At 67.0% G+C, this 25,960-nt stretch carries 28 protein-coding genes and 1 tRNA gene; 14 read left to right on the top strand and 15 right to left on the bottom strand.

Annotation, left to right across the window (positions count from 1 at the left end; genetic code table 11):
• Nucleotides 1–105: 105 nt before the first annotated feature.
• The 3 genes from AC1DW0_RS01550 to gmk all read right to left on the bottom strand — a co-directional run bounded on the left by AC1DW0_RS01550 (nucleotide 106) and on the right by gmk (nucleotide 3,419).
• Nucleotides 106–2,364, bottom strand: a complete 2,259-nt coding sequence (locus AC1DW0_RS01550) for a RelA/SpoT family protein (RefSeq protein ID WP_457355865.1) — start codon at nucleotides 2,362–2,364, stop codon at nucleotides 106–108.
• 207 nt (nucleotides 2,365–2,571) lie between these two features.
• A complete protein-coding gene (rpoZ, locus tag AC1DW0_RS01555) occupies nucleotides 2,572–2,775 on the bottom strand; it encodes a DNA-directed RNA polymerase subunit omega (RefSeq protein ID WP_056195325.1) in 204 nt (67 codons plus the stop codon).
• Nucleotides 2,776–2,798: 23 nt separating this feature from the next.
• Nucleotides 2,799–3,419: a guanylate kinase gene (gene gmk, locus AC1DW0_RS01560; RefSeq protein ID WP_056195329.1), complete on the bottom strand. Its 621-nt coding sequence runs from the start codon at nucleotides 3,417–3,419 to the stop codon at nucleotides 2,799–2,801.
• A 309-nt stretch (nucleotides 3,420–3,728) separates the two neighbouring features.
• Here gmk and AC1DW0_RS01565 point away from each other — a divergent pair, with 309 nt between their 5' ends.
• Nucleotides 3,729–4,355, top strand: coding sequence for a Sua5/YciO/YrdC/YwlC family protein (locus tag AC1DW0_RS01565; RefSeq protein ID WP_056195332.1), 627 nt, complete (start codon nucleotides 3,729–3,731; stop codon nucleotides 4,353–4,355).
• A 16-nt stretch (nucleotides 4,356–4,371) separates the two neighbouring features.
• Here AC1DW0_RS01565 and AC1DW0_RS01570 read toward each other — a convergent pair whose 3' ends face one another.
• Complete coding sequence (locus AC1DW0_RS01570; RefSeq protein ID WP_457326165.1) at nucleotides 4,372–5,286, bottom strand: YicC/YloC family endoribonuclease; 915 nt, start codon at nucleotides 5,284–5,286, stop codon at nucleotides 4,372–4,374.
• A gap of 32 nt (nucleotides 5,287–5,318) precedes the next feature.
• Here AC1DW0_RS01570 and AC1DW0_RS01575 point away from each other — a divergent pair, with 32 nt between their 5' ends.
• The 5 genes from AC1DW0_RS01575 to hemW are packed head-to-tail and all read left to right on the top strand — an operon-like array spanning nucleotide 5,319 to nucleotide 9,716.
• Nucleotides 5,319–6,287, top strand: coding sequence for a serine/threonine protein kinase (locus tag AC1DW0_RS01575; RefSeq protein WP_056195338.1), 969 nt, complete (start codon nucleotides 5,319–5,321; stop codon nucleotides 6,285–6,287).
• Nucleotides 6,287–7,195: a PP2C family protein-serine/threonine phosphatase gene (locus AC1DW0_RS01580; protein WP_056195341.1), complete on the top strand. Its 909-nt coding sequence runs from the start codon at nucleotides 6,287–6,289 to the stop codon at nucleotides 7,193–7,195. The genes AC1DW0_RS01575 and AC1DW0_RS01580 overlap by 1 nt, the downstream gene beginning before the upstream one ends.
• Before the next feature lie 13 nt (nucleotides 7,196–7,208).
• Nucleotides 7,209–7,937: a ribonuclease PH gene (rph, locus tag AC1DW0_RS01585; protein ID WP_056195344.1), complete on the top strand. Its 729-nt coding sequence runs from the start codon at nucleotides 7,209–7,211 to the stop codon at nucleotides 7,935–7,937.
• A complete protein-coding gene (gene rdgB / locus AC1DW0_RS01590) occupies nucleotides 7,934–8,539 on the top strand; it encodes an RdgB/HAM1 family non-canonical purine NTP pyrophosphatase (RefSeq protein ID WP_056195346.1) in 606 nt (201 codons plus the stop codon). The genes rph and rdgB overlap by 4 nt, the downstream gene beginning before the upstream one ends.
• A gap of 13 nt (nucleotides 8,540–8,552) precedes the next feature.
• Nucleotides 8,553–9,716 (top strand): radical SAM family heme chaperone HemW, encoded by a 1,164-nt coding sequence (gene hemW, locus AC1DW0_RS01595; protein WP_477944917.1) that lies wholly within the window; start codon nucleotides 8,553–8,555, stop codon nucleotides 9,714–9,716.
• Here hemW and AC1DW0_RS01600 read toward each other — a convergent pair.
• Nucleotides 9,688–10,617 carry a LysR substrate-binding domain-containing protein gene (locus tag AC1DW0_RS01600; RefSeq protein WP_477944667.1) on the bottom strand — a complete coding sequence of 310 codons (930 nt, stop codon included), beginning with the start codon at nucleotides 10,615–10,617 and terminating at the stop codon, nucleotides 9,688–9,690. The two genes, hemW and AC1DW0_RS01600, sit on opposite strands and share 29 nt — an antisense overlap.
• A 94-nt stretch (nucleotides 10,618–10,711) precedes the next feature.
• Here AC1DW0_RS01600 and AC1DW0_RS01605 point away from each other — a divergent pair, with 94 nt between their 5' ends.
• Nucleotides 10,712–11,017, top strand: a complete 306-nt coding sequence (locus AC1DW0_RS01605) for a hypothetical protein (protein WP_477858410.1) — start codon at nucleotides 10,712–10,714, stop codon at nucleotides 11,015–11,017.
• Between the two features lie 218 nt (nucleotides 11,018–11,235).
• On the opposite strand, the gene AC1DW0_RS01610 is transcribed toward AC1DW0_RS01605, so the two are convergent.
• Genes AC1DW0_RS01610 through AC1DW0_RS01620 form a run of 3 tightly spaced genes read right to left on the bottom strand, consistent with a single transcriptional unit; the run spans nucleotide 11,236 to nucleotide 13,866 of the window.
• A complete protein-coding gene (locus AC1DW0_RS01610) occupies nucleotides 11,236–12,324 on the bottom strand; it encodes a protein-glutamate methylesterase/protein-glutamine glutaminase (RefSeq protein WP_056195356.1) in 1,089 nt (362 codons plus the stop codon).
• Between the two features lie 10 nt (nucleotides 12,325–12,334).
• A complete protein-coding gene (gene cheD / locus AC1DW0_RS01615; RefSeq protein ID WP_056195359.1) occupies nucleotides 12,335–13,000 on the bottom strand; it encodes a chemoreceptor glutamine deamidase CheD in 666 nt (221 codons plus the stop codon).
• A gap of 2 nt (nucleotides 13,001–13,002) precedes the next feature.
• Nucleotides 13,003–13,866, bottom strand: coding sequence for a CheR family methyltransferase (locus AC1DW0_RS01620; RefSeq protein ID WP_056195362.1), 864 nt, complete (start codon nucleotides 13,864–13,866; stop codon nucleotides 13,003–13,005).
• A gap of 210 nt (nucleotides 13,867–14,076) precedes the next feature.
• Here AC1DW0_RS01620 and AC1DW0_RS01625 point away from each other — a divergent pair, with 210 nt between their 5' ends.
• Genes AC1DW0_RS01625 through AC1DW0_RS01635 form a run of 3 tightly spaced genes read left to right on the top strand, consistent with a single transcriptional unit; the run spans nucleotide 14,077 to nucleotide 16,014 of the window.
• Nucleotides 14,077–14,814 (top strand): GGDEF domain-containing protein, encoded by a 738-nt coding sequence (locus AC1DW0_RS01625; RefSeq protein ID WP_056195365.1) that lies wholly within the window; start codon nucleotides 14,077–14,079, stop codon nucleotides 14,812–14,814.
• On the top strand, nucleotides 14,811–15,632 hold the full coding sequence (locus AC1DW0_RS01630) for a MinD/ParA family protein (RefSeq protein WP_056195368.1): 822 nt from the start codon (nucleotides 14,811–14,813) through the stop codon (nucleotides 15,630–15,632). Before AC1DW0_RS01625 ends, AC1DW0_RS01630 begins: the two co-directional genes overlap by 4 nt.
• The gene (locus tag AC1DW0_RS01635; RefSeq protein WP_457394002.1) at nucleotides 15,625–16,014 is read left to right on the top strand and encodes a group II truncated hemoglobin; all 390 of its coding nucleotides are present in this window, start codon (nucleotides 15,625–15,627) and stop codon (nucleotides 16,012–16,014) included. The genes AC1DW0_RS01630 and AC1DW0_RS01635 overlap by 8 nt, the downstream gene beginning before the upstream one ends.
• Here the strand turns inward: AC1DW0_RS01635 and AC1DW0_RS01640 are convergent.
• The 3 genes from AC1DW0_RS01640 to radC form a co-directional block, all read right to left on the bottom strand.
• Nucleotides 16,011–16,661, bottom strand: coding sequence for a hypothetical protein (locus AC1DW0_RS01640; protein WP_056195376.1), 651 nt, complete (start codon nucleotides 16,659–16,661; stop codon nucleotides 16,011–16,013). The genes AC1DW0_RS01635 and AC1DW0_RS01640 overlap by 4 nt on opposite strands.
• 152 nt (nucleotides 16,662–16,813) lie before the next feature.
• Nucleotides 16,814–17,461 carry a Smr/MutS family protein gene (locus AC1DW0_RS01645; protein ID WP_457324032.1) on the bottom strand — a complete coding sequence of 216 codons (648 nt, stop codon included), beginning with the start codon at nucleotides 17,459–17,461 and terminating at the stop codon, nucleotides 16,814–16,816.
• Nucleotides 17,458–18,132 (bottom strand): RadC family protein, encoded by a 675-nt coding sequence (gene radC, locus AC1DW0_RS01650; RefSeq protein WP_056195380.1) that lies wholly within the window; start codon nucleotides 18,130–18,132, stop codon nucleotides 17,458–17,460. The genes AC1DW0_RS01645 and radC overlap by 4 nt, the downstream gene beginning before the upstream one ends.
• Nucleotides 18,133–18,182: 50 nt before the next feature.
• Here radC and AC1DW0_RS01655 point away from each other — a divergent pair, with 50 nt between their 5' ends.
• The 4 genes from AC1DW0_RS01655 to AC1DW0_RS01670 all read left to right on the top strand — a co-directional run bounded on the left by AC1DW0_RS01655 (nucleotide 18,183) and on the right by AC1DW0_RS01670 (nucleotide 21,107).
• Nucleotides 18,183–18,626: an FKBP-type peptidyl-prolyl cis-trans isomerase gene (locus AC1DW0_RS01655; RefSeq protein WP_056195383.1), complete on the top strand. Its 444-nt coding sequence runs from the start codon at nucleotides 18,183–18,185 to the stop codon at nucleotides 18,624–18,626.
• Entirely contained in the window at nucleotides 18,626–19,603 is a 978-nt protein-coding gene (gene ispH / locus AC1DW0_RS01660) for a 4-hydroxy-3-methylbut-2-enyl diphosphate reductase (protein ID WP_056195385.1), read from the top strand. Before AC1DW0_RS01655 ends, ispH begins: the two co-directional genes overlap by 1 nt.
• A gap of 73 nt (nucleotides 19,604–19,676) precedes the next feature.
• Nucleotides 19,677–20,972: a serine--tRNA ligase gene (serS, locus tag AC1DW0_RS01665; RefSeq protein WP_056195388.1), complete on the top strand. Its 1,296-nt coding sequence runs from the start codon at nucleotides 19,677–19,679 to the stop codon at nucleotides 20,970–20,972.
• 47 nt (nucleotides 20,973–21,019) lie between these two features.
• A tRNA-Ser gene (locus AC1DW0_RS01670) sits at nucleotides 21,020–21,107 on the top strand.
• A 52-nt stretch (nucleotides 21,108–21,159) separates the two neighbouring features.
• Here the strand turns inward: AC1DW0_RS01670 and AC1DW0_RS01675 are convergent.
• From AC1DW0_RS01675 to AC1DW0_RS01690, 4 genes are all read right to left on the bottom strand, one after another.
• Nucleotides 21,160–21,897, bottom strand: a complete 738-nt coding sequence (locus tag AC1DW0_RS01675) for a helix-turn-helix transcriptional regulator (protein WP_457356228.1) — start codon at nucleotides 21,895–21,897, stop codon at nucleotides 21,160–21,162.
• A 16-nt stretch (nucleotides 21,898–21,913) separates the two neighbouring features.
• Nucleotides 21,914–23,050 carry an epoxide hydrolase family protein gene (locus AC1DW0_RS01680; RefSeq protein ID WP_457356227.1) on the bottom strand — a complete coding sequence of 379 codons (1,137 nt, stop codon included), beginning with the start codon at nucleotides 23,048–23,050 and terminating at the stop codon, nucleotides 21,914–21,916.
• Nucleotides 23,051–23,140: 90 nt separating this feature from the next.
• The gene (locus tag AC1DW0_RS01685) at nucleotides 23,141–24,499 is read right to left on the bottom strand and encodes a multicopper oxidase family protein (protein ID WP_457356226.1); all 1,359 of its coding nucleotides are present in this window, start codon (nucleotides 24,497–24,499) and stop codon (nucleotides 23,141–23,143) included.
• A gap of 14 nt (nucleotides 24,500–24,513) precedes the next feature.
• Entirely contained in the window at nucleotides 24,514–25,884 is a 1,371-nt protein-coding gene (locus tag AC1DW0_RS01690; protein WP_457356225.1) for a TolC family protein, read from the bottom strand.
• Between the last annotated feature and the right edge of the window lie 76 nt (nucleotides 25,885–25,960).

Genomic DNA, 25,960 nt, shown 5'->3' on the forward strand with positions numbered 1-25,960 from the left:
TGCTATCCCGAAAAGAAATACCGGGCCCAGAAACACTGGTTAACCCCAGGAAGCGAATAGAAACAGTCACGGCCGTGATTGGCCGCAGCGCCCTCGGCGCACGTCCTACGGCTTGACGCGCCAGACGCGCTGAACGGGCGCGGTGCGGCGCAGCACGCGCAGCACGTCGGCCAAGTGCAGGCGATCCCGCACGGCGATGAGCAGCGTCATCTCGGCCGTTTCGCGCAATTGCGCCTCGTCGCTCATCGAGATGTGGGTGATGTCGGCCTCGGCCTGGGCCACCGCCTGGGCCACCTGGGCCAGCACGCCCTTGCCGTTGGCCATCAGCAGCGCGATGCCGGCCTCGAAGCTGCGGCCCAGCTCCTCGGCCCATTCGACCTGGATCCAATGCTCGCTGTCGCGCTGGAAGAGGCGGCGGCCGATGGCGCATTCGCAGGTGTGCACGATAAGTCCTTCGCCGCGCCCGAGGTAGCCGCGTACTTCGTCGCCGGGGATGGGGCGGCAGCAGCTGGCCAGCTGCACGGAAGCGCCCTCGTTGCCGTCGATGGTCACGCTGCCCTGGTTGGACGGCGCCTCAGCGAAGCGGCCGAGCGTCAGCGCCAGCGCATCGGGCTTTTGCCCCTGCTCGGCCATCAGTCGGGCCAGCTTCTTGGCAATGATGGTGGCAATCTTGCGGCCCGCGCCAATGTCGACGAGGAGCTGCTCGGTGTTTGCACTACCGGCCCAGCCGGCCAGCTCATGCCAGATCGGCGCAGCCGGGTCGTCCAGCTCCAGGCTGGGCAGCCCGAGGCCTTCCACGCGCATCGCCTGGGCCAGCATCTTCTCGCCCAGTTCGCGGGACTCCTCCTGCTCCAGGTCCTTCAGGTAGTGGCGGATCTTGGAGCGGGCCCGGCCGGTACGCACAAAGCTCAGCCAGGCCGGGTTGGGGCTGGCGCCTGGCGCGGTGATGATCTCGACGATGTCGCCGCTGCGCAGCTCGGCGCGCAGCGGCACGGCCTCGCCATTGACCTGGGCCGCGACGCAATGGTCGCCGACGTCGGAGTGGATGGCGTAGGCGAAGTCCACCGGCGTCGCGCCCTTCGGTAACGCCATGATCTTGGACTTGGGCGTGAAGACGTAGATCGCGTCCGGGAAGAGGTCGATCTTGACGTGCTCGAGGAACTCGTTGGCGTCGCGCGTCTCATCCTGGATGTCGATGAGGCTTTGCAGCCAGCGCGCATTGGCCTGCTGGGCCACCAGCGCCGACGCCTGCTTGCCGCGGCTCTTGTAGATCCAGTGCGCCGCCACGCCCTGCTCGGCGATCTGGTGCATGCCCTCGGTGCGCAGCTGGAACTCCAGCGGCGTGGCCAGCGGCCCCATCAGCGTGGTGTGCAGGGACTGGTAGCCGTTGTCCTTGGGCGTGGCGATGTAGTCCTTGAAACGCCCGGCTTGCGGCTTGTAGAGCTGGTGCAGCACGCCCAGGGCCGTGTAGCACTGCAGCGGCTCCTCGGTCAGGATGCGAAAGCCAAAAATATCGCTCACCTGGGCAAAGGACAGGCCGCCCTTTTCGCGCATCTTCTTGTAGATGGAATGGACCGTTTTCTCGCGCCCCTGCACCTCCACGCGCAGGCTGGCCTTGGCAAAGGCGGCGCGGATCTCGGCCTCGATGCGCGACACCAGGTCGCGCCGGTTGCCGCGCGCCTTGCCCACGGCCTTGCTGAGCGCCGCATAGCGCCAGGGGTGGAAATACTGGAAGGACAGGTCCTGCAGCTCGCGGAAGGTCTGGTTCAGGCCGAGGCGGTGGGCGATGGGCGCATAGATGTCGAAGGTCTCGCGCGCGATGCGACGGGCCTTGTGCGGCGCCATCGCACCCATGGTGCGCATGTTGTGCAGGCGGTCGGCCAGCTTGATGAGGATGACGCGCAGGTCGCGTGCCATCGCCAGCAGCATCTTGCGGAAGGACTCGGCCTGCGACTCCTCCTTGGTGGAGAACTGCAGCTTGTCCAGCTTGGTCAGGCCGTCGACCAGATCGGCCGTCGTGGCGTCGAACTTCTCGATCAGCTCGGCCTTGGAAACGCCGCAGTCTTCGACCACGTCATGCATCAGCGCCGCCATCAGCGCCTGGGCATCGAGTCGCCACTCGGCACAGATGCCGGCGACGGCGATCGGGTGGGTGATGTAGGGCTCGCCGGTCGCCCGCTTCTGGCCCAGGTGGGCCTCGTCGGCGAACTTGTAGGCCTCACGCACGCGCTTGACCTCGGCCTTGCTCAGGTAGCCGAGCTTGGGAGCGAGGGCATCAAAGGAAGCAGCTTCCGCCTGCGTGGGCGGCGCCGCCTGGCGCAATCCAGGCAGCGTGAACCAGGCGGTGAGGGAGCGTTGGGCCATATGGTCCCGAATTTAGCCGATGAAAACTGTTGGCCCCTCGTCCAGGGAATACCTGGCCGGCCCCTCGCGGGGACGGCGATGCTTGTAGCGTTGAGCCACAAGCACATCGCCATGGCGGGCCGGCTTGGGAACGGCCCGGCGCTCGGCCCAAACTCCGAAATGCAAACGGGCGCCCGAGGGCGCCCGTGTGGCAGCAGGGGATGGTGCTTAGACCGGAACCTTGCGCAGCATCTCGATGCCGACTTCGCCGGCGGCAATTTCACGCAGGGCGGTCACGCCGGGCTTGTTCTTGCTCTCGATGCGCGGGCTGTGGCCCTGGCTCAGCATGCGGGCGCGATAGGTGGCGGCCAGCACCAGCTGGAAGCGGTTCGGGATCTTGATCAGGCAGTCTTCGACGGTGATGCGGGCCATGGTGTTCCTTGGAGAAAAGCGGATCAGGGCAGATCGAGCGCCTGAAAGACGGCAGAGCGGTTGCGCCGCTGAGCCAAGTATTTTAGCCGCTGCGCGTGGACGATGGATTTGAGGTCGAAAACGGCGGTGTCGAACACCGCATTCACGACGACAAAATCGAAGTTCTGCGCCTGCGCCACCTCGAGGCGCGCATTGGCCATGCGCTTGGCGATGACCTCGGGTTCGGTGTCGCCACGGCGGTTCAGGCGTGACTGCAATTCGTCCCAGCTCGGCGGCAGGATGAAAATCAGCACGGCATAGGGGAAGAGCTGCTTGATCTGCAGCGCACCCTGGAAATCGATCTCGAGCACGACGTCGTCGCCATGCTGCATGCGCGCCTCGATGGCCGCACGTGAAGTGCCGTAGAGGTTGCCGTGGACCTCGGCCCATTCAAAGAAATCACCGCGTTCGGCCATCGCGCGGAATTCCTCCGGCGTGATGAACCAGTATTCGCGGCCATGCTGCTCCTGGCCGCGCGGTGCGCGCGAGGTGTGGGAGATGGACACGGCCAGCTTGGCATCCAGCTCCAGCAGGGCCTTGACGAGGCTGGACTTGCCCGCGCCGCTGGGTGCGGCGACGACGAAAAGATTGCCGGGATATTCCATGGAGAAGTGGGCTTGGCGTGCCGGGCCGGCTTGGGGCTGAAGGCTAAGTGCCTGTCAGCCCTGCGGATTTCTCGCGCCGCCCGGTGGGTGATGGGTGCGAACTTTAGCTCGGACGCCGCCCGGCGCCGCCTGCACGGAGCGGCGATGGCTGCCCTATTTGGCAATGCAGGCCCGATTGCGAGTGCCCGACAACCCCGTGCGTCGTCAAGTCTTGACCTCCGGCAGCGCCACAGCGGCTTGTCCGACGCGGGCGTCGGATGGCTTTTCTTATCGTCGTGGCGTGTCCATGTGACATCACGAGGTCCCACGATGCGCCGCTTTCTTCGCCACGAGGTCCATCCTGACAACCCGCAAGCGCGCCTGCTCCAGGCGACTGCGGACAGGCTGCGCGCCGGCGCGATCGCCGCCCTGCCGACGGCGGCCGGGTATCTGATGGCCTGCCGGCTCGACGACAAGGCGGCCGCAGCCCGGTTGCTGCGCGTGGTGGACGAGCGCCAACCCGTCATGCTGTTGTGCCGCGACCTCGCCCAGGCGGCCACTTATCTGCGCATCGACGACCGCGCCTTCCGCGCGGTCAGGGATGCCGAGGCGGGTGCCGCTGCCTTCCTGCTGCGCTGCACCCACCGCGTGCCGCGCCGCCTTGCTGCGGCGGCTGGCGGCGCAGGCTTGCTGTATTTCGGCGCCCATCCGGTCTGCCAGGGCCTGTTGGGCCTGCTCGACGAAGCGCTGCTCGTCACGCCGCCGCTTTGGGGGCAAGGCGCAGAAGACCTCGACCTGCTCCCGATTGATGCCCAGGCGGTGCTGGACGTCGCCCTCGACGTCGGCTCGCTCGAACCCCAGGATCTGGCGTGGGTGGAGCTGTTCCAGCCGTCCCGGCCGAGCCTGGCGCGTTGGCCCGTTGGCGTGGCGCAGTCCGAGGTGCGGATGGCCGCCTGAATGACCTGCCCAAAACCTATTCGATGTTTTGCACCTGTTCGCGCATCTGCTCGATGGCGACTTTCATCTCGACGGAAATATTGGTCAATTCCAGCGCGGCGGATTTGGAGCCCAAAGTATTCGCTTCGCGATGTAATTCCTGAATCAGAAAATCCAGGCGTTTGCCGAGTTCGCCGCCCTTTTTAAGCAGGCGGGTCAGCTCTTCGAGGTGCGCCCGCAGCCGCCCGAGTTCCTCGGCCACGTCGATGCGGATAGCAAACGCCGCGGCCTCGTTCAGCGCGCGCTCCTGCAAAGCTTCCTGTGGCACGCTGCTGCCGGCGCCGGTGGTAGCCAGCGCTTCCTGCCAGCGCTCCAGGAAGCGCTGCTGCTGGCGCGCGACGACGGCGGGCAGCAGGGGCTCGGCCTCGTCGGCAAGCACGCGCAGCCGCGCAATGCGTTCGTTCAGGATGGCCACCAGCTTCTCGCCCTCGCGCTCGCGGGCCTCGGCCAGGCCCTGCACGCAGGCCTGTGCGGCCTCGAGCGTCGTAGCGTCCAACTGGGCTGGTGCCGCCGCGCCGCTCTTGCACCAGTTCAAGGCCTCATGGACAGACAGCGGCGCCGCCTGCGGCAGCCAGGTGAGTACCTTGGCTTCCAGGCTGGCGAGGCGGTTGAGCTGCTCGGGCTGGGGTTGCGGCCAGGCGCCATCGGCGTCGCGCTGGGTGTTGATGCGCAACTCGATCTTGCCGCGCTTGAAACGTGCCGCGATCAGCTCGCGCAACTGGGGTTCAAGGCCGCGCATCTCCTCGGGCATGCGCATGGACAGGTCCAGGAACCGGCCGTTGACCGACCGCAATTCGACGCTGACCGACGCTTGCGCTGAACTGTTGCCGTCCTCGGCTTTAGGGGGTTGTGCCAGGGAATTGGCGTACCCGGTCATGCTGTAGACTGGCATTTCGCATCTCGCAAAACAGACAAAACGCGATTATGTCCAAGCCGAAGCCGGCGCCCTTGCCCGCAGGCACGGTGGTTGGGGGCTATCAGATCATCAAGCGGCTGGCGGCGGGCGGTTTCGGCGTGGTGTATCTCGCCGAGGATCCCGACCACCATCTGGTCGCATTGAAGGAATATCTGCCCTCGTCGCTGGCCGAACGTTCGCCCGGCGAACTGACCCCTCGCGTCAAGCCCGAGAAGCAACCGCTATACCGACTCGGCCTGAAGAGCTTCTTCGAAGAGGGCCGTTCGCTCGCGCAGATCTCGCACCCCAGCGTCGTCTCGGTGCTGAATTTCCTGCGCGAGAACGAAACTGTCTACATGGTCATGAACTACCTGCAGGGCGACACCCTGCAGGACTTCATCGTGACCGCGCGCGATATGAAGCGCGACAAGGTCTTCCGCGAGTCAACCATCCGCAGCCTCTTCGACGAGATCCTGCGCGGCCTGCGCATCGTCCATCAGCACAAGATGCTGCACCTGGACATCAAGCCGGCCAATATCTTCATCACCAATGACAACAAGGCCGTGCTGCTGGACTTCGGCGCCGCGCGCGAAGTGCTGAGCAAGGAAGGCAACTTCATCCGCCCGATGTACACGCCGGGCTTTGCTGCGCCGGAGATGTACCGCCGCGACGGTAGCTTGGGCCCCTGGACCGACATCTACGCCATCGGCGCGTGCATCTATGCCTGCATGCAGGGCTACCCGCCCAATGACGCGCCGCAGCGCCTGGAGAAGGACCGCCTGTCCTTGAGCCTCTCGCGCCTGCGCAATGTCTACTCGGACAACCTGCTCGAAGTGACCGAGTGGTGCATGTCGCTGGACGCACTGTCGCGCCCGCAGAGCGTGTTCGCGCTGCAGAAGGAACTCGCTCGTGAGACCGAAAGGCGCTACACCAAGCTCAGCTTCAGTGAACGCCTCAAACTCCAGCTTGAAAACCTGAAGTCCGGAGCGAAAGCCTGATGCGATTCAATGTCTTCCAGGTCAGCCGTCGCGGTGGCCGTGAGACCAACGAAGACCGCATGGGCTATTGCTTCACGCGGGAGGCGGGACTGTTCGCGCTGGCTGACGGCATGGGCGGCCACCCGGAAGGTGAAGTCGCGGCCCAGATCGCGCTGCAGACGTTGGCCGCGCTGTTCCAGCAGGACGCCCGCCCGGTCATCGAAGACCCACAGCGCTTCCTGCAGGAAACCATCGTCATTGCCCATCAGCAGCTGCTGCGCTATGCCGAGAGCAAGGGCCTGCACGACACGCCGCGCACGACGGTCGTCGCCTGCATCCTGCAGGGCAACCAGGCCTGGTGGGCGCATTGCGGCGATTCGCGCCTGTATCTCGTGCGCGCCGGCAAGCTGATTGCCCGCACCCGCGACCATTCCTATTCCGAGTTGCAGGAAGCCCTGGGCCGCGTGTCCCGCGGCGGCGAGCCTTTCAATCGCAACGTGCTCTTCACCTGCCTGGGCAGCCCCGGCAAGCCCATGGTGGACTGCCAGGGGCCGCTCATCATGGAGGCCTCGGACCGCATCCTGCTGTGCTCCGACGGCCTGTGGGGCAGCGTGGAGGACGGCGAGATCGTTCAGCACATGGCTGACCAGGCCATTACCGAAGCTGTGCCCGAACTGGTCGAGCAGGCCCTGCGCCGCGGCGGCGCGCGCAGTGACAACGTCACCGTGCTGGCCGTCGAATGGGAAGGCGAGGGCGAGCCCAGCGGCGAGACCACGCAGAATCTCGGCAATTCCGGCTTTGCGTCCACCATCCAGGGCGCCCTGGACGCCGACCTTGTCGCCGGCATGGACGACGAGGAGATCGAGCGTTCGATACGCGAGATCAACGAAGTCATCCGCCAATCGGGCCGCGGCGCCAATCGCCGCTAACTCTTCTTTCCCCATGACCAAGACCTTCACGCGCAGCGCAGGCCGCGCCGCCAATCAATTGCGCCCGGTGCGCATCACCCGCGGTTTCACCGTGCATGCCGAGGGCTCGGTGCTGATCGAGTTCGGTGGCACCCGCGTGCTGTGCACGGCCTCGGTCGAGGAGCGCGTACCGCCGCACAAGCGCGGCTCGGGTGAAGGCTGGGTGACGGCCGAGTACGGCATGCTGCCGCGCGCCACCCACACCCGCGGCGACCGCGAGGCCGCCCGTGGCAAGCAGAGCGGCCGCACGCAGGAGATCCAGCGACTCATCGGCCGCTCGCTGCGCGCGGTGTTCGACCTGAGCGCCCTCGGCGAGCGCACGATCACGCTGGACTGCGACGTGCTGCAGGCCGACGGCGGCACGCGCACGGCGGCCATCACCGGCGCCTTCGTCGCGGCCCAGGACGCCGTCAACAGGCTGCTGGCCGACAGCAAGCTGTCGCGCTCGCCGATCAAGGACACGGTAGCCGCCATCTCGGTGGGCATCGTCGACGGCGTGCCGCTGCTGGACCTTGAATACATCGAGGACGTGGCCTGCGACACCGACATGAACGTCGTCATGACGGGCTCCGGTGGCTTTGTCGAGCTGCAGGGCACGGCCGAGGGCGTGGTGTTCACGCGTGACGAGATGAATGCGCTGCTCGACCTGGCCGACAAGGGCATCCGCGAGCTGATCGAGGCCCAACAAGCCGCGCTGAAGTGAAGCTGGTTCTTGCCTCCAACAACGCGAAGAAGCTCGTCGAGCTGCAGGCGTTGTTCGCGCCCTTGGGGATCGAACTGGTGAACCAGGGCAGCCTGGGCATCCCGGAGGCCGAGGAGCCCTTTGAAACCTTTGCCGAGAACGCGCTGACCAAAGCCCGCCACGCCGCCAAGCTCAGCGGCCTGCCAGCGCTGGCCGACGATTCAGGCTTGAGCGTTGACGCTCTCGGCGGCGCGCCCGGCGTGCGTTCGGCACGTTACGCGCTGGATGCCGGCGGCGAGAAAAGCGACGCAGCCAACAATGAACGGTTGCTGCGCGAGATGGCCGGCATCGAGGATCGCCGGGCGCGCTTTGTCTGCGCCCTGGTGGCGGTGCGCAGCGCCGACGACCCCGAGCCACTGATCGCCATGGGCCGCTGGAGCGGCGAGATCCTGAAGGCGCCGAGCGGCGAGGGCGGCTTTGGCTACGACCCGCTGATGCACATCCCCGAGCTCGGCCAGACCGTGGCCAGCCTCGGCGCCACGGTCAAGAACCAGCACAGCCACCGGGCGCTGGCCGCCGTGCACCTGATCCAGCAATTCCGCGAGGTCTGGCGGCTTGGCTGAGATCGTCCATCTGATGCGGCCGGGTACGCTGCAGTTGCCCGCGCTGCCCCCGCTTGCCCTCTACGTTCATCTGCCCTGGTGCTTGCGCAAATGCCCCTACTGCGACTTCAACTCGCATGAGGTCAAGGATGGCGCGTTGGCGGTCGACACGGCCGAGGCCTATCTCGCCGCGCTGCGCACCGACCTCGAAGCGGCGCTGCCGCTGATCTGGGGCCGGCCTGTCATCAGCATCTTCATCGGCGGCGGCACGCCCAGCCTGTTCAACCCCGAGCAGATCGCGCAGCTCATCTCGGATATCCGTGCACGCCTGCCGCTGGAGCCGGGCTGCGAGATCACGCTGGAGGCCAACCCCGGCACCTTCGAGCGCGAGCGCTTCAAGGGCTTTCGCCAGGCTGGCGTTACGCGCCTGTCGGTGGGCGTACAGAGCTTCGATGACGCACAGCTGAAGACGCTTGGCCGCGTGCACAGCGCGAGCCAGGCACGCGAGGCGCTCACCGAGGCGGCTGCGGCGTTCGAGACCTTCAACCTCGACCTGATGTATGCGTTGCCCGGGCAGTCGCTGGACGACCTGTCGCGTGAGCTGGACGCTGCGCTGAGTTTCAAGCCACCGCACCTGTCCATCTACCACCTGACCATCGAACCCAACACGGTGTTCGCGACGCGCACGCCGGCCGGCCTGCCCGACCCTGACTTGGCCAGCGACATGCTGGACCTGATCACGGCGCGTACCGGCACCACGGGGCTGTCGCGTTACGAGGTCTCGGCTTATGCCCGCGAGGGCCACCGCTGCCTGCACAACCTGAACTACTGGCAGTTCGGCGACTACCTCGGCATCGGCGCTGGCGCGCACAGCAAGCTGAGCTTCCCCAACCGCGTGCTGCGCCAGGTGCGCTGGCGCGAGCCGGCGGCCTTCATGGCGCAGGCGAACAAGGTCAGCAACGAACACGAGGTGGCGCGCAAGGACCTGCCCTTCGAATTCATGCTGAACGCGCTGCGGCTCAAGGAAGGCGTCACGCTCACGCAGTTCCTCGAGCGCACCGGGCTGCCTGTGTCGGCGATTGCGAAAGGCTTGGAGGTGGCCCGTGGCCGTGGCTTGCTGACCAGTGATGCGGCTCGCATCCAGCCAACCGAGCGAGGCTTCGACTTCCTCAGCGATCTGCAGCAGCTGTTTCTTTGAGTCGCTGCTGCAGCGCCGCGACCTCGGCATGCAGCCAGTCGCAGAAGATGCGTACGGCCGGGTCGTCGCGCAGGGCCTCGGGGTAGACGACCTGGTAGTCACGCGTGGCGTCATCGTCGACGGCGTGAGCCGACAGCCGCACGAGCCGCCCGTCCAGCAGCGCGTCGGCGGCAAACAGCTCGCGCGTCAGGGCCACACCCATCCCTTGCTCGGCCGCCTGGCCCAGCATCGCGGCGTCATTGAAGGTCGCCACCGGCGTTGGCACAGCGCCCTTGTGGCCGACCTCGGCAAACCACTGTCGCCACAAATCGGCGTCGCCCATCAGCGGCTGCTGCGTCAAGAGTTCCGGCGTTGCGTCCACCAGGCGCTGCGCGAGCAGCGGCGCAGCGACCACGATGTGCGGCGAATGGAAGAGCGGCTCGCAGATCAACCCAGGCCAGCCCCCGCGGCCGATGCGCAGGCCGATGTGAAAGCCCTCGCGTTCCAGGTCCACCACCTGCTGGGATGAATGCAGGTCCAGCGTGATGCAGGGCTGCAGGGCTTGCCAGCGCGGCAGGCGGGGCAGCAGCCAACGCTGAGCGAACGAGGGCAGGGCGGTCACTCGCAGCGTCTGCGCGGCGCTCCCGTGCGCTTGCGCCGCCGCCAGCAGGCCCGCCTGCAAGGCAGCGAACACCTGTGTCACACCGCGCTGCAGCGCCTGCCCAGCCGGGTTCAGCGTCAGCCGCCGGCCCTGGCGAGTGAACAGCTCAAAGCCGAGCTGGGCCTCCAGGCCGCGGATCTGCTGGCTGACCGCGCTGTGCGTCAGGTGCAGGCTCTCGGCCGCGGCGCGCAGGTTCTCGGTCTGGGCCGCGGCACGAAAGGCAGCCAGGTAATGAAGGGGAAAACGGTCGAGTGAGGCCATCTGGTAAGCCAATCCAACCAATCAGTGAAGAAATAAGCGCTTCGTGGCGAGGCTCTGGATGCATAGCATAACCAGCACTTGAAGGAGACCCGCCATGATCACTCTGCCCCGCTGGATTGCTTTTGCCTCGTTTGCTGCCGTCCTCGTGCTCGCCACGACGAGCGCCCGGGCGTTCACGGATTCGAATGCTGAACTGAAGGAAGCGGCCGCGGAGCGCTCGAACCGCGTCATCGTGACTGGCAAGGCCGAACGGCCTGTGCAGACGGCCTGGGTGCCGACCGCGCCGAAGTCGCTGGACGGTTTCAAGCCGGTCTTCCCGGCCGACCCTGTGGTCGTCGCGCGTCACCGTCCGATGCTGCTGGCCAAGGCCGATGCGCCCGCCAGTGGTGGTAAACGTTGAAGCCCCCTCGTCCAAGGATTACCTTGGTCGGGACCGCGCTGCGGCCAGTGGCCGCAGCGCTTCGGCAGGCACATCGCGCCCACTGGGCGCAATGTGTCCGGCCTCAGCCCCCGAGGGGACGGCGATGCTTGCCGGATTGACCGACAAGCACATCGCCCAAGGCGGGCCGGCTAGGGAGCGGCCCGGCGCTCGGCCCGCAAAACGCCTGAAATGAATCGTCAGACGCGGTTGAGCGAGATGCCCGAAGTGGCGCGCAGCCGCTCCAGCACTTTGGTCGCAATCTGGTTCAGCGGCAGCACCTCGTCCGCCGCGCCGGCCGCGATGGCCTCGCGCGGCATGCCGAAGACGACGCAACTGGCCTCGTCCTGGCAGTAGTTGTAGGCGCCAGCGTCCTTCATGACCTTCATGGCCCTGGCGCCATCCGCGCCCATGCCGGTCAGCATGATGCCGATGGCGTTCGGGCCGACCACCTTGGCAGCCGACAGAAACAGCGCTTCGACCGAGGGCTTATGGCGGTTGATGGGCTCGCCGTCCTGCACGCGGGCGATGTAGTTCGCGCCGCTGCGTTCCACGCTCAGATGCATGCCGCCCGGCGCGATATAGCCGTGGCCGGGCAGGATGCGCTCGCCGTCCTGGGCTTCCTTGACGCGGATCTTGCACAGGCCGTCCAGCCGCGCGGCATAGCTCTTGGTGAAGCCGGGCGGCATGTGCTGGGTGATGACAACGGCCGGGCTGTCGGCCGGCAGGTTGATCAACACGTCCTTGGTGGCTTCGGTGCCCCCGGTGGAGGCGCCGATGAAGATGATCTTTTCGGTCGAGGCCCTGCCGAGGCTGGCCATCGTGACGGCCTTGACCGGGGCTGGCGCGGCTGCACCCGGTGCGGGCGGCGGTGGCGCGCGGCGGATGTGGGCCTTGGAGGCGATGCGGATTTTGTCCGTGATGTCCTGGGCCAGTTGGCGGATGCCGTCGGCCACGCCGATCTTGGGCTTGGCGACGAAGTCGATGGCGCCCAGTTCCAGCGCCTTCAGCGTGACCTCGGCGCCCCGCTCGGTCAGCGTGGACACCATCACCACTGGCATCGGCCGCAGCCGCATCAGCCGCGAAAGGAAATCGAGGCCATCCATGCGCGGCATCTCGACGTCCAGCGTGATGACGTCGGGGTTGAGGTTGCGGATCATCTCGCGCGCGACCAGCGGGTCGGCGGCCGCGCCGATGCATTCCATGTCGGACTGCCGGTTGATGATCTCGGTGAGGATGGAGCGCACCAGCGCTGAGTCGTCCACCACCACGACTTTGGTCTTGGCCATCGGTGGCCTCCTAGAACAAATCGATGGAGCCGCCGCTGCTGGCGACCGGCTGCACCTTTTGAATGGCTGCCCTGTCCTGCTGGATCAGCGCGTCGTTATTCGTCGGTGCCAGGCGCTTCACCATCGCCTTGCCACTGGCCGGCAGGAAGCAGACCTTGCGGGGGTAGACGTCCATCACGTCCTTGGACACGATGGGGATGCGCTCGAGCTTCAGGAAGTCGATGACGAAGTTGGTGTTGCGCTCGCCGACGTTGAGCGAGTTCATGCCGGAGATGACGGCACCGCCGCCGAAGATCTTTGCTTCCATGCGTGCCTTGCTGGCACCGCGCTTCATCATCTCGTTGATGAGCAGTTCCATGGCGAACGAGCCGTAGCGGCCCGAGTCGCCATTGCCCTCGGGCAGCATGAAGTGGTTCATGCCGCCAACCTTGGCGACGCGGTCCCACAGGCAGGCGGCGATGCAGGAGCCCAGCGTCGTCATGACGAGCAGGTCTTCCTGGTCGACGAAATACTCGCCCGGCAGGATCTTGACCGCAGCGTTCTTGAAATGCGCGTCGTAGAAGAAGAACGAGGCTTCACCCTGCTTGCGCGGCTGGGCCTTGAGGTGGTTGACCTTGGCCACCGCGACCGGGTTGCCGAGGCCGACCGTGGGTGGCGAGGCGAATGGGGTGCTCATGGTCAGACCCGTTCGTAAATGGTTTTGCCGCGCAGCTTGAACAAGTCGCGGGCTTCGGTGAAGTTCTCCGAATGCCCGACGAAAAGCAGCCCTCCCGGCCGCATGACGCGGTGGATGCGCTCCAGCACCTTGCGCTGGGTGGGCGCATCGAAATAGATCATCACGTTGCGGCAGAACACCATGTGAAAGGGGTCGCCCAGCTGCCACTGCGCGTCCATCAGATTCAGCGAGCGGAACTCGACCCAGCGCTGCAGTTCAGGCTTGACGCGGATCTTGCCGGAGTTGGCGCCGGTGCCGCGCATGAAAAAGGTCTTCAGCCGCGTCGCGTCAAGGCCGCGGGCGTCGGCGTTGTAGACGCCGCGCTTGGCCGTGGCCAGCACGTTGGTGTCGATATCGCTGGACACGAGCTGCACCGAGGCGCTGGCGCCTAAGGCCTCGCTGCAGGTCATCAGGATGGAATAGGGCTCTTCACCGGTGGAAGCGGCGCAGCACCAGATGCGGACCTGCTTGCCGGCCGAACCATTTGCAAAAGGCTTGAGGTCGTCCTTCAGCGCGTGGAAGTGGTGCTCCTCGCGGAAGAAGGAGGTCAGGTTGGTCGTCAGGCAGTTGACGAACTCCTGCCATTCCGCGGCGCCGGACGGGCCGGTCGAGGCCTCCAGCCACTGCAGATAGCTGCCGAAGCTCTTGTGCCCGGTCTCGCGCAGGCGCCGAGACAGCCGGCTGTAGACCATCGCATGTTTGCCGTCATGCAGGCTGATGCCGGCGTGCTTGTAGATCAGTTCACGCACACGGTCGAAGTCGGCCTTGCTGAAGCTGAATTCGTGGTCGAGGGAGTCCGTGCCGGAGGCGAGGTCGGGTGCGGGCATGTCGAAATTCAGATTTGTTGGTGCTCGCAGCAGTTCTGGCGTGGCGCGCCGATTCTGCACCGCAGGGCCTTTTTAAGGCCCCTGGGCCGGTCCAGCATAGTGCAAACAGCCTCCAGGAACGTGCCTGTTTCACGACCTGGGCGCGCAGACGCCGCTGCTAGACTGCCCCGAAACCACAATCCACCCATCCGCCCCCACAGCCACAACCCTTTGGAACAACGCCTGCCCGCCACCCACCTGATCGACGCCGAAGCGCTCGTTCTGGATCAGGCCCTGCAATTGCTGCAGCAGGCCGGCGCATTGCTTCCAGACGAGGCGCCGATGAGTGCTGCCTGGTTGCAGGCCGTGCTGGATGCGCTGTGCGACCTCTCCAGCCGGGATGCGCTGACCGGTCTCGTCAACCGCCGCAGCTTCGAGATGGCGCTGGCCCGCGAGGTCGACCGCGTCGCGCGCTCGGGTGAGGGGGCCTTGCTGCTGATGCTGGACATCGACCACTTCAAGGCTGTCAACGACACCCACGGCCATGGCGCCGGCGACCAGGTCATCCGTGCCGTGGCCTGCGCCGTCGAGCAGACCGTGAGGCCCATGGATCTCGTCGCCCGCGTGGGCGGCGAGGAGTTCGCCATCATCCTGCCCAACTGCGCCTCGCATGTGGGCTTGGCCGTGGCTGAGCGCGTGCGCGAGCGCGTGTCCGAGCTCGCCATCGAGGTCGGCCCGGGCCAGATGCTCAGCGTCACCGTCAGCCTGGGCGGCGCCTTCGCGCCGCAGTGGGTGCGCTCATCACCGTTGCTTTGGACAGAGCGGGCCGACCGCCAGCTCTACCGCGCCAAGGCCGAGGGCCGCAACCGCGCCTGCCTCGAACCTCAGATCGACTCCCTGGTCAGCGCCGAAGAAAAGGGCATGTTGTTCGCCTCCCTGAATCTCGAAACGCAACAGGACACCGCATGAGCACGACCTCTGATCCTGCTGCTCCCGCCGCATCTCCTGCTCAGCCGCCGCGCCCGGCGCGCGGCGGTGCGCGCACCCTCGCCGTCACCAGCGGCAAGGGCGGCGTCGGCAAGACCTTCGTCACCGCCAATCTCGCTGCAGCCCTGGCCGCGCGCGGCCAGAAGGTGCTGGTGCTGGATGCCGACCTGGGCCTGGCCAACCTCGACGTGGTGCTGAACCTGCACCCCAAACTGACGCTGCACGACGTCTTCACCGAAAAGGCCACGCTGGAGCAGGCCATCCTGCCCGCGCCGGGCGGCTTCTCCGTGTTGCTGGCCGGCTCGGGCATGGTCGAGTATTCGCGCCTGACTCCCGAAGTGCGCGACAAGCTGCTGCACATCATCGACCTGGTCAAGCCGCGCTTCGACTGGGTGCTGCTGGACACCGGCGCGGGCATCTCCGACGTCGTGCTGTTCGCGATCTCGCTGGCCACCGACGTCCTCGTCGTCGCCACGCCCGAGCCCACCTCGCTGACCGATGCCTACGCCACCATCAAGGTGCTAGCCACCCAGCAGGACCGCCGCCACGTGGGCCTGCTCGTCAACCAGGCCAACCGTGTCGGCGAGGGCAAGCTGATCTGCGGACAACTGCAGCAGGTGCTGCAGCGCTTTGTCGGCCCGACGCCGGGTCAGAGCTTCCGGCTTGAGCTCTACGGCGAGGTCAAGGCCGACGTGGCCGTCAAGCAGGCTGTGCTCAAGCGCCAGCTGATGCTGGAGCACTATCCCGGCTGCGACGCGGCCCAAGCCATCAAGGCGCTCGCCTCCAAACTCCTTGGCTGAATCGACTCCCACCACTGCCTTCGAATGGGCAGGCGGCGAGGCGCGGGTGCGCGAGCTCGTCGACCGCTTCTACGACCTGATGGACCTGGAGCCGGCCTACGCGCGGCTGCGCGCGGCGCATGGCGATTCGCTGGACAGCGCGCGCGACAAGCTGTTCTGGTTCCTGTGTGGCTGGCTCGGCGGTCCGGACCACTACATCAGCCGCTTCGGCCACCCGCGGCTGAAGGCGCGGCACATGCCGTTTCGCATCGGCATTGCCGAGCGTGATGAGTGGCTGGCCTGCATGGGCCAGGCCATGCAGGAGACCGGGGTGGACCCGGCCCTGCAGGCCCGGCTGGCCGAGTCCTTTGCGGGCACGGCCGACTGGATGAGAAACGTTTAATCCAGCCTGAAAGCGAAATCCTGCTGGAAGGTCGCATCGCCCTGGCACTGGTAGCCGGAGAGGGCGGATTCCACCGAGCGTTGCAGCGAGCGCTTGGTCTTGCCGTCCAGGGCGCCTTGCATCACGCGGAAATCGCTACCGACGACGCGGCCGCCGCGCACCGTGGCAACCACTTGCAGCACGGCTTCACCGCTCCAGTTGACGGCGGGGACTTCGGGGCGCGGCATGACCGAGCAGACGGCGCCGGCCGCTCTGAGCCCCGCGTCCTGTTTCACCACAGGGGGCGTTACTGGCGGCGTGCCGGTGCCTGTCGAGCCGCCCGCCGAAACCGTGGGTTCTCCGGTCCGCTGTTCGACGACAACGACATGCGGTGTCTCCTCTGTCCATGTGGGTGGAGGCAACACGTCCGGCTTGGGAACATTGATCAGCGTGGGCTGTTCGGCCTTCTTGATCTCTCGCACAGGTTCCCTTTCGGGCTGCTTGTCCGGGATGGGTGGCAACAGGATGGTGGCTTCCTTGACCCTGGGCGGAGACTTGATCAGTCCGGCGCTCAACGCGTAGATCCCGGCCAGATGCAGGGCGACAACCAGACCGATGCCCAGATAGCTCTTGGGCTGGGGCGCACGATCGGAGAAGGTAAGGGACATGGGCTCTCCTCGTTGGGGCTGGGAAACCGGATGTCGCGCTGATGGCGGCTTGAGCCCAGACTACTCCGGGCTAACGGCGTCGGTCAATGGCGTTGCACCTCGTGTCGGCCGCGCGACGTGACAGCCCGGTGTTATTCACCGTCAGCGGCGCGTCAGGCCGTTCCGCTGAGCAGCACGATCAGCGCCCCCGCCCCGCCGTCACTGGCGCGCGCCTGCACGAAGGCCAGCACCTCGTTCTTCTGCACCAGCCAGCGCCGCACGCGGCCCTTGAGAACGGGCTCGCGGCCCGGTGAGCCATGCCCCTTGCCATGCACGACGCGCACGCAGCGCAGGCCGCGCCGCGCGCTGTCGTGGATGAACAGCCCCAAGGCCTCGCGGGCCGCGTCACGGCGCAGCCCGTGCAGGTCGAGCTGGGCCTGCAGCGCCCAGTGGCCGCGGCGCAGTTTGCGCACCGCCTCGAGGCTGATGCCTTCGCGGCGAAAGCTCAATGTCTCGTCGGTGTCCAGCAGCGTGTCGACGTCGATCTCGTCGGACAGGGCCTGCAGCAGCACCGCGCGCTCGTCCGCTTCGCGCTGGCGCGGCTCGGGTGGCGGTTGATCGAGGTCGTGGATGAAGCGGTCCATGCTGCGCAGCGGTGTCACCGGGCCGACGGTCAGCTCGAAGACCCGCCTTTCCTGCTCCGCCAGGCGCATGGCCGCGGCGACACGCTCCCGTTCGAGCTCGGCTGCCAGCCTTGCCGCGGCCAACTCGCGGGCCAGCGGTTTCAGGTCGGCCAGGCTGCGCACCGTCTTGACGGTCACAGCAGCCCCCGCTCCGCAAATGACACGACCTCGCCCGCACCGACGACGAAATGGTCGACAACACGCACATCCACCAGGGCCAGCGCCTGGCTGAGATGCTTGGTCAGCAGTTCATCGGCGCGCGAGGGCTCGGCCACGCCGCTGGGGTGGTTGTGGGCGAGGATGGCAGCGCCGGCGCCCAGGGCGAGAGCACGTTTGACGACCTCGCGCGGATGCACGGTCGTGTGGGTCAGCGAGCCCTGGAAGAGCGTCTCCATTGCAATCAGGCGCAACTGCGCGTCGAGGAACAGCACTGCGAAGACTTCGTGGCCCAGCGCGCCCAGATGCAGGCGCAGATAAGTCTTGACCGTGTCCACGTCGTTCAGCGCTGGCTTCTCGGTCAGCTGCTGGTTCAGCGAGCGCCGCGCAATCTCCAGCACGGCGGCGATCTCGGCACGCTTTGCGGGGCCCAGGCCCTTGATTTTGCCGAGGTCCTGCACGCTGGCCGCCAGCAGCCCCGCCCAGCCGCCAAATCGATCCAGCAGGCTCTGTGCCAGTTGCAGCACGGGCAGGCCCTGGATGCCGGTGCGCAGCAGCAGGGCGAGCAGTTCGGCATCCGCCAACGCCTGCGGGCCGCGGGCAAGCAATTTCTCGCGCGGGCGGGCTTCAGGGGGCAGATGGGTCAACGACATAAAATCGGCCGCAGTCTAGCCAAGCGTTCCCTTTTCTTTTCCCTTCTCGCATGAACCCCATCCAGGCCGGGTCCTTCCTGACCTTGCATTACCGGCTCTCGGGCCCGGACGGCGCCGACATCGTCAACACCTTTGACGACAAGCCCGCCACGCTGTCGCTCGGTGCCGGCCAGCTGTCGCCCGCCATCGAGGCGCGCCTCATCGGCCTGCCCGAGGGCGCGCATGAGCGCTTCGAGCTGAAGCCCGGCGAAGCGTTCGGCGAGCGCAACCCCGAGCTGTTGCAGCGCGTGAAGCTGTCACTGCTGCGGCAGCTGGGCGACCCGGACGAGGTCTACAACGTCGGTGACGTCGTGCAATTCCCCGGCCCGGACGGGCAGGGCGGCTATGCCGGCGTCGTTCGCGAACTTGGCGACGAAGCCCTGCTGTTCGACTTCAACCACCCGCTTGCTGGCCAGCCGGTCAGCTTTGAAGTCCAAGTGATCGGGGTGCTTTGATGAACGCTGTTTTGCATCCCCAGGAAGTGGTGCTGGCCGAACCGCGCGGCTTTTGCGCCGGCGTGGACCGTGCCATCGAGATCGTCGAGCGCGCGCTGTTGAAGTTCGGCTCGCCGATCTACGTGCGCCACGAGATCGTCCACAACACCTACGTCGTCAACGACCTGAAGTCGCGCGGCGCCATCTTCATCGAGGACCTGGCCGAGGTGCCGCCCGGCGCGACGCTGGTGTTCAGCGCCCATGGCGTCAGCCAGGAGGTGCGCCGCGAGGCCGCCGCACGGGGCTTCCAGGTGTTCGACGCGACCTGCCCGCTGGTGACCAAGGTCCACGTCGAGGTGGCCAAGCTGCACCGCGAAGGCTATGAATTCATCATGATCGGCCACAAGGGTCATCCCGAGGTCGAGGGCACGATGGGCCAGCTGTCCGAAGGCATCTTCCTTGTCGAAGAGGTCGAGGATGTGGCCAAGGTGCAGGTGCGTGATCAGGGCAAGCTCGCCGTCGTCACGCAGACCACGTTGAGCGTGGACGATGCGGCCGAGATCCTGGCCGAGGTGAAGCGCGTCTTTCCCCAGGTGCGCGAACCCAAGCAGCAGGACATCTGCTATGCCACGCAGAACCGCCAGGACGCCGTCAAGGTGCTGGCGCCCCAGGTGGACGTCGTCATCGTTGTTGGCAGCCCCACCAGTTCCAACAGCAACCGTCTGCGCGAACTGGCCGAACGCCTGGGCACGCCGGGCTATATGGTCGACTCCGCCGAAGACCTGAAGGCCGAGTGGCTGGAGGGCCGGGCCCGTGTGGGTCTGACGGCCGGCGCCTCGGCGCCCGATGTGCTGGTGCAGGCCGTCATCGACCGCCTGCGCGCGCTGGGCGCCACCACGGTGCGTAGCCTGCCGGGCGTGGAGGAGCATGTTCGCTTCCCGTTGCCGATGGGGCTGGGCGACAAGTCCATGGCCGAGGTCAGTTCCTCGCGATCTTGACGCCGGTGCTTCCAGCTTCCGGCGGCGCCTCACATTGGCGCCGCTTGTCTATTCGAATCCTGAAGGTATTCCCATGCTCGACATCACCCAGCTGCGCAAGGACCTCGATGCTGTCATCGAGCGCCTGAACGCGCGCAAGACCCCCCAGACCTTCCTCGACGTGGAGCGCTTCAAGTCGCTCGAAGGCGAGCGCCGCTCGGTGCAGGTGCGCACCGAGGAACTGCAGGCCCGCCGCAATGCGCTGTCCAAGCAGATCGGCATGGCCAAGGGCAAGGGCGAAGATGCATCTGCGCTGATGGCAGAAGTCGGCAGCATTGCCGACGAGCTGAAAGCCGGCGCCGAACGCCTGGACGCCATCCAGGTCGAGCTGAACCAGATGCTGATGGGCGTGCCCAATCTGCCCGACGCCAGCGTACCTGCGGGCGTGGACGAAGCCGGCAATGTCGAAGTGCGCCGCTGGGGTACGCCCCGCACATTCGACTTCGAGGTCAAGGACCACGTCGACCTGGGCGCGCCGCTGGGCCTGGATTTCGAGATGGGCGCCAAGCTCTCCGGATCGCGCTTCGCCTTCCTGAAGGGCCCGGCCGCTCGCCTGCACCGCGCGCTTGCCCAGTTCATGCTCGACGTGCAGACGACCGAGCACGGCTACACCGAGTGCTACACGCCTTACATCGTCAACCGCGAGATCCTGGAGGGCACGGGCCAGTTGCCCAAGTTCAAGGAAGACATGTTCTGGGTGCTGCGTGGCGGCGATGAGGAACAGGTCGAGCAGTACCTGATCTCGACCTCGGAGATCTCACTGACCAACACCGTTCGCGAGAGCGTGCTCAAGCCTGAAGACCTGCCCGTCAAGCTGACGGCCCACAGCCCCTGCTTCCGCTCGGAAGCAGGCTCCGCCGGCCGCGACACGCGTGGCCTGATCCGCCAGCACCAGTTCGACAAGGTCGAGATGGTGCGCATCGAGCTGCCCGAGAACAGCATGGCCGCGCTGGAAGAGATGACGGGCCACGCCGAAGCTGTGCTGCAAAAGCTCGGTCTGCCCTACCGCACGGTGCTGCTGTGCAGCGGCGACATGGGCTTTGGCTCGACCAAGACCTATGACCTCGAGGTCTGGCTGCCGGCGCAGAACACCTTCCGCGAGATCAGCTCCTGCTCGAACATGGGCGCCTTCCAGGCCCGCCGCATGCAGGCGCGCTTCAAGAACGCGCAGGGCAAGAACGAGTTCGTACACACGTTGAATGGCTCTGGTCTCGCCGTGGGTCGCACCCTCGTTGCAGTTCTCGAAAATTATCAGAACGCCGACGGCAGCATCACGGTGCCTGAGGCGCTGCGGCCCTATCTGGGCGGCGCTGACACGTTGCGAGGTTGAGCTCAAAAAGCCTGGCTATAATGCTGGGCTCAGCTCGCACCAGATTCGGAGAGGTGGCAGAGTGGTTGAATGTACCTGACTCGAAATCAGGCGGACGGTAACGTCTCGGGGGTTCGAATCCCCCCCTCTCCTCCAGCACAAGGCCAGTCCACCAGGACTGGCCTTTTTGCTTTGTGCGGGGCGTCAATCAGGGCAGGTTGGGTGCGCGTGGCTGCAACTGCCCCGGTGTGAGCCCCAGAATCCTGCGCAGCGAATGCGTGAGATGGGCCTGGTCGGTGTAGCCCAGTTCGGCCGCCACATCGGCGGGGCGCTGACCTTGTTGCAGCAGGCCTGCGGCGGCGTCGGCGCGCAGGATCTGCTGCAGCTTCTTCGGGCTCATGCCGGTCACATGGCTGCTGTGGCGCTGCAGGCTGCGGTCGTCCACGCGCTCCCAGCCGCCGGCAGCAGCGCGCTGCACCAGCAGGTCCACCTCAATGAGGCCGCGCCGCGCAAGTTGCATGACGAGCTGCTCGGCGTTCTCGAAGCTGGGCAGTTCCAGGCGCTCGTCGCCGATCAGGAAGTCACGCCGCCCCGCGAACCCATGCACATGGCCCTGGTTCATCATGCGCTGGCCTGGTCGGGCGGGCATGTAGATCTCGGGTCGGAAAGCGATGCTGAGATAGCTGTCGCCGGCCTCGCTGCCCAGTTTCACGACGCGGTCGGTCTGGCCGGTCTGCAGCACCATCAGGCCGCTCCGGGTCTGCCGGAAGACGAGGTCCCAGCTGCCATCCGGCCGTACCAGATCCTGCGTCGCTGCCGTGTAGCTCACCCGGTCGATGTGCGTGATGAAACGCGCGGCCGATGGCGAATCGGCCGCGCGCGTTTCACGCTGGATGCCTGGGTTGTGGCCCGTCACGCCACGTGCATGCGAGGAGAGGGCATGCACGCATGGTAGCGACGACTTACTGCAACTGGGCGAAGAAGCGGCGCATGTCCCGCACCAGCAGCTCGGGCGCGTCCGTCGCCGCGAAATGCCCGCCATGCGGCATTTCGGTCCACTGCACGATGTTGCTGTGCGAGCGCTCGGCAAAGGCACGCACCGAGCGGAAGTCGTTCGGGAAGGAGGCCACGGCCGTGGGCACCGGATTGGGCAGTTCACGGTAGCCGGCGCCGGTCTGGGCGTTCTCGAAATAGAACTCCGCCGCCTGACCGCTGGTGGCGGTGAACCAGTACAGCGAGACATGGGTCAGGAAGCGCTCGCGGTCCATGGTCTGGGCGGCCTCGCCCTCGAAGCCGAAGAAGAGTTCGGCATTCCAGGCCAGCTGCGCCACCGGCGAATCCACCAGGCCGAAGCCCAGCGTGGCCGGCCGCTTGGACTGGATCTCGGCATAGCCGTTGTACTTCTGGAAGCGCTCGAGGTTGGCGAACCCGGCCCTCTCGAACGGGGACAGCTTCTCCATCTCGCCCGGCGCGCCGCTCGGGAAGGCGAAGATCTGCTGCAGGTGCACGCCCACCAAGCCCCGCGGATTCAGGATGCCCAGCTCGCGGCCGACGAGCGCGCCGCCGTCGCCCCCCTGGGCGCCATAGCGCTCGTAGCCCAGGCGCTTCATCAGCGTGTCCCAGGCGGCGGCAGTGTGCGCGGCCTCCCAGCCTGGGCCGGCCAGCGGCGACGAGAAGGCAAAGCCGGGCAGAGACGGGATGACGAGGTGAAAGGCCATCGCCGGGTCCAGCCCATGGGCGCGCGGGTTGCTCAAGGGGCCGATCACATCGAGGAACTCGGCCACCGTGCTGGGCCAGCCGTGCGTGAGGATCAGTGGCAGCGCATGCGGCTCGGGCGAGCGCACGTGCAGGAAGTGGATGGTCTGGCCGTCGATCTCGGTCAGGAACTGCGGATGGCGGTTCAGCTCGGCTTCGTGCGGGCGCCAGTCGTAGCCATCCACCCATTGCTCCGCCAGTTCGCGAATGAAACCGGTGGCCTGGCCGCGGCTCCAATCCTGCACGGTGGTCTGGGGCCAGCGGGTCTGGCGCAGGCGCTGCTTCAGGTCGTCGATCTGGGCTTGCGGGATGTCGATGCGGAAGGGGCGGATGGTGGTGCTCATGACAGGCTCCTGGGTGGGGTGGATCGATGGAGTCAGTGTCTCGATCTGCCCCGCCGAGAGCTTGTAAAAACCCGCCAATGCGGCCCGCCGTCAATGTTGGTGGTGCCCTCCGGGCTTGCGCACCTGCACCTGGGCATCCTGGGGAGCCGCGCCGGGCGCCGTGGCCGCTGGCGGCGCGTCACCCACTTCGCGCGCCAGCGTGCCGGCGGGGTGCGGGAACCAGCCCGGGTCGCTGTAGTCGCCCCGCTTCAGTCCGCGCCTGACCTTGAGCACGCTGAACATCCCACCCATCGCTATCGATCCGAAAGGCCCGTCCCCGGCCATCATGGGCGCGGTGTTCTCCGGCCCCGGCATGCTCATCTCCGTCATCTCGTGCATGCCGCTGTGGCCCATGGCCATATAGCCCGGCACCAGCTTGCGGATCTTGGCCTCCAGGTCGCTCGCATCCACACCCAGCATGGTTGGCACGTCATGTCCCATCGCGTTCATCGTGTGGTGAGCCTTGTGGCAGTGGAAGGCCCAGTCGCCTTCCTCGTCGGCGATGAACTCGATCTGGCGCATCTGGCCGACCGCGATGTCGGTTGTCACTTCGGGCCAGCGCGCCGTGCGTGGCACCGGGCCGCCGTCGGTGCCGGTGACCTCGAACTCATGACCATGGATGTGCATGGGATGGTTGGTCATCGTCAGGTTGCCGATGCGGATGCGCACGCGGTCGCCCTGGCGCGCGACGAGCGGCGCGATACCCGGGAAGATGCGGCTGTTCCAGCTCCACAGGTTGAAGTCCAGCATGGTCATGACCTTCGGTGTCGCACTGCCGGGCTCGATGTCATAGGCATTGAGCAGGAAGGCGTAGTCGCGGTCCACGTCGGCGATCTGCGGGTGCTTCGCCTTGGGATGCGTGATCCACAGGCCCATCATGCCCATGGCCATCTGCACCATCTCGTCGGCATGCGGGTGGTACATGAAGGTGCCGGGGCGGCGGGCGATGAACTCGTAGACCCAGGTCTTGCCGGGTGGGATGGGAGGCTGCGTGAGGCCCGTGACACCGTCCATGCCGTTGGGCAGGCGCTGGCCGTGCCAGTGCATGCTGGTGGCCTCGGGCAGGCGGTTGGTCACGTAGATGCGCACGCGGTCGCCCTCGACGACCTCGATGGTCGGCCCGGGGCTCTGGCCGTTGTAGCCCCACAGGCGTGCGGTGAAGCCCGGCGCCATCTCGCGCACGACGGGTTCGGCGACGAGATGGAATTCCTTGACGCCGGCGTTCATGCGCCATGGCGCCGTCCAGCCGTTCAGCGTGACGACGGGGTTGTAGGGGCGGCCATTGCGTGGAACCAGCGGCGCTTGCGTGTCGGGCGAGGTCTGGATGACGGGTTCTGGCAGGGCCGCGAGCGCCGCGGTGGACACCGCGGCCAGCGAGGTGCCAGCGAGCAGGGAGCGTCGATTGAGCATGGGATCCTCGGGATTCAGTGGGTTGCCGCGGCGGGGGCGGCGGCAGCGGCCTGGGGCAGGGCTGGCGCGACACGACCGACAAGGGCCTGGTCGAGGTCGGCCTGGGCGACCCAGAAATCGCGCAGCGCCTCCCGCGTGGCGCTGACGGCGGCGACCTGGGCGCGGGCATCGGCCAGCAGCTCGAAGACGCCGATCAGCATGGCGTTGTAGCGCAGCAGCTGTTCGCTGGAGACGCGCTGGGCCAGCGGCAGCAGTTCGTCCCGGTGCTGGCGGGCGACATCGAAAGCGCTGCGGTAGAGGCCGTACGCCTCGCGGGCTTCGGAGCGGGCCTGGATGGCTGTATCCGCGGCCACATGTGCGGCTTCGCGGGCCAGCGCCTCAGCCTTCGGTTGGGGGCCGGGGCCGAAGAGCGGCAGCTCCAGCGCCACCTCCCAGCCGCGCTGGGTAGGCTGTTCGTTGGACGAGTTGCGTACCGTGCCCAGCTCCAGCATCGACACCCAGCGCGTCATTCGAGCAAGGTCAAGCTGGCGCGCGGATTGCTCCAGAGTCAGCCGCGCCGCCTGCACGTCCAGGCGCTGGGCCAGGGCTTGCGCTTCGATGCCGGCTTGCTCTCGCGGCGTGGTTGGTAGGTCGGGCAGGCGCTCCGGCAGGCGCAGTGCGCTGCCGTCCTCCAGGCTCAGCAGGCGCACGAGGCGTTCGCGTGCGGCGAGCCGCTGGGCCTCGGTGCGTGCCAAGGCGAGTCGGGCGTCGGCCTCGAAGCCTTGTTCGCGGGCCCGCGCCAAAGCATTGAAGTTGCCGGCGACCTGCATGCGGCGTGCGAGTTCCGCGCCGGCCTCGGCGGCTTCCCGCACCTGGCGGCGGTAGGCCAGGGCCTCCTCGGCCGCGACGGCGCGTACCCAGGCGCGGCGCGTGTCGGCGGCCAGGGCCAGCGTGTCGGCGGCGGCCTGCTGCTGCTCAGCCTGCAGGCGGCGCTGCTCGGCGGCGCGCACCAGCGGCAGGGTCAGCAGGCGCGCAAGGTCGATATGCCAGCCGCGCTCCAGTTCCACCTCGCTGCCACGCGTCAGGCGGCTGAAGCGAAAGCCTGGGTTGGGCAGGCGGCCGGCCGCATCGACGTCGGCAGCGGTGACACCAAGGCGTGCCAGCCGGGCCTGCAACCCGCGATTGTTCTGCAGCGCGAGCTGCACGGCGGCATCCGCCGTCAGTGGTTCTCGCAGTCGCTCGTCAATCTGGTCAGCAGAGGGCAGGGTGGCCGACAGTGGCTGGGCGGTGTGTGGCTCGGTCAGCCTGGAGACGGGGGCGATGCTGTCGGGGGGCGCGGTGGCGCAGCCAGTCAGCGCGGTCAGCAGCGCGAGCCCGCAGGTGCGGGCGAAGGGAAGGGGATGCATGCAGGGCCTCTCGGGGCGGTGCGAAGACGCCCGCCGCGCTTGGCAGCGGCGGGAACAGCGGCAGTAACAGCGGAGA

The sequence above is a fragment of the Roseateles sp. P4_D2 genome, assembly GCF_056401875.1.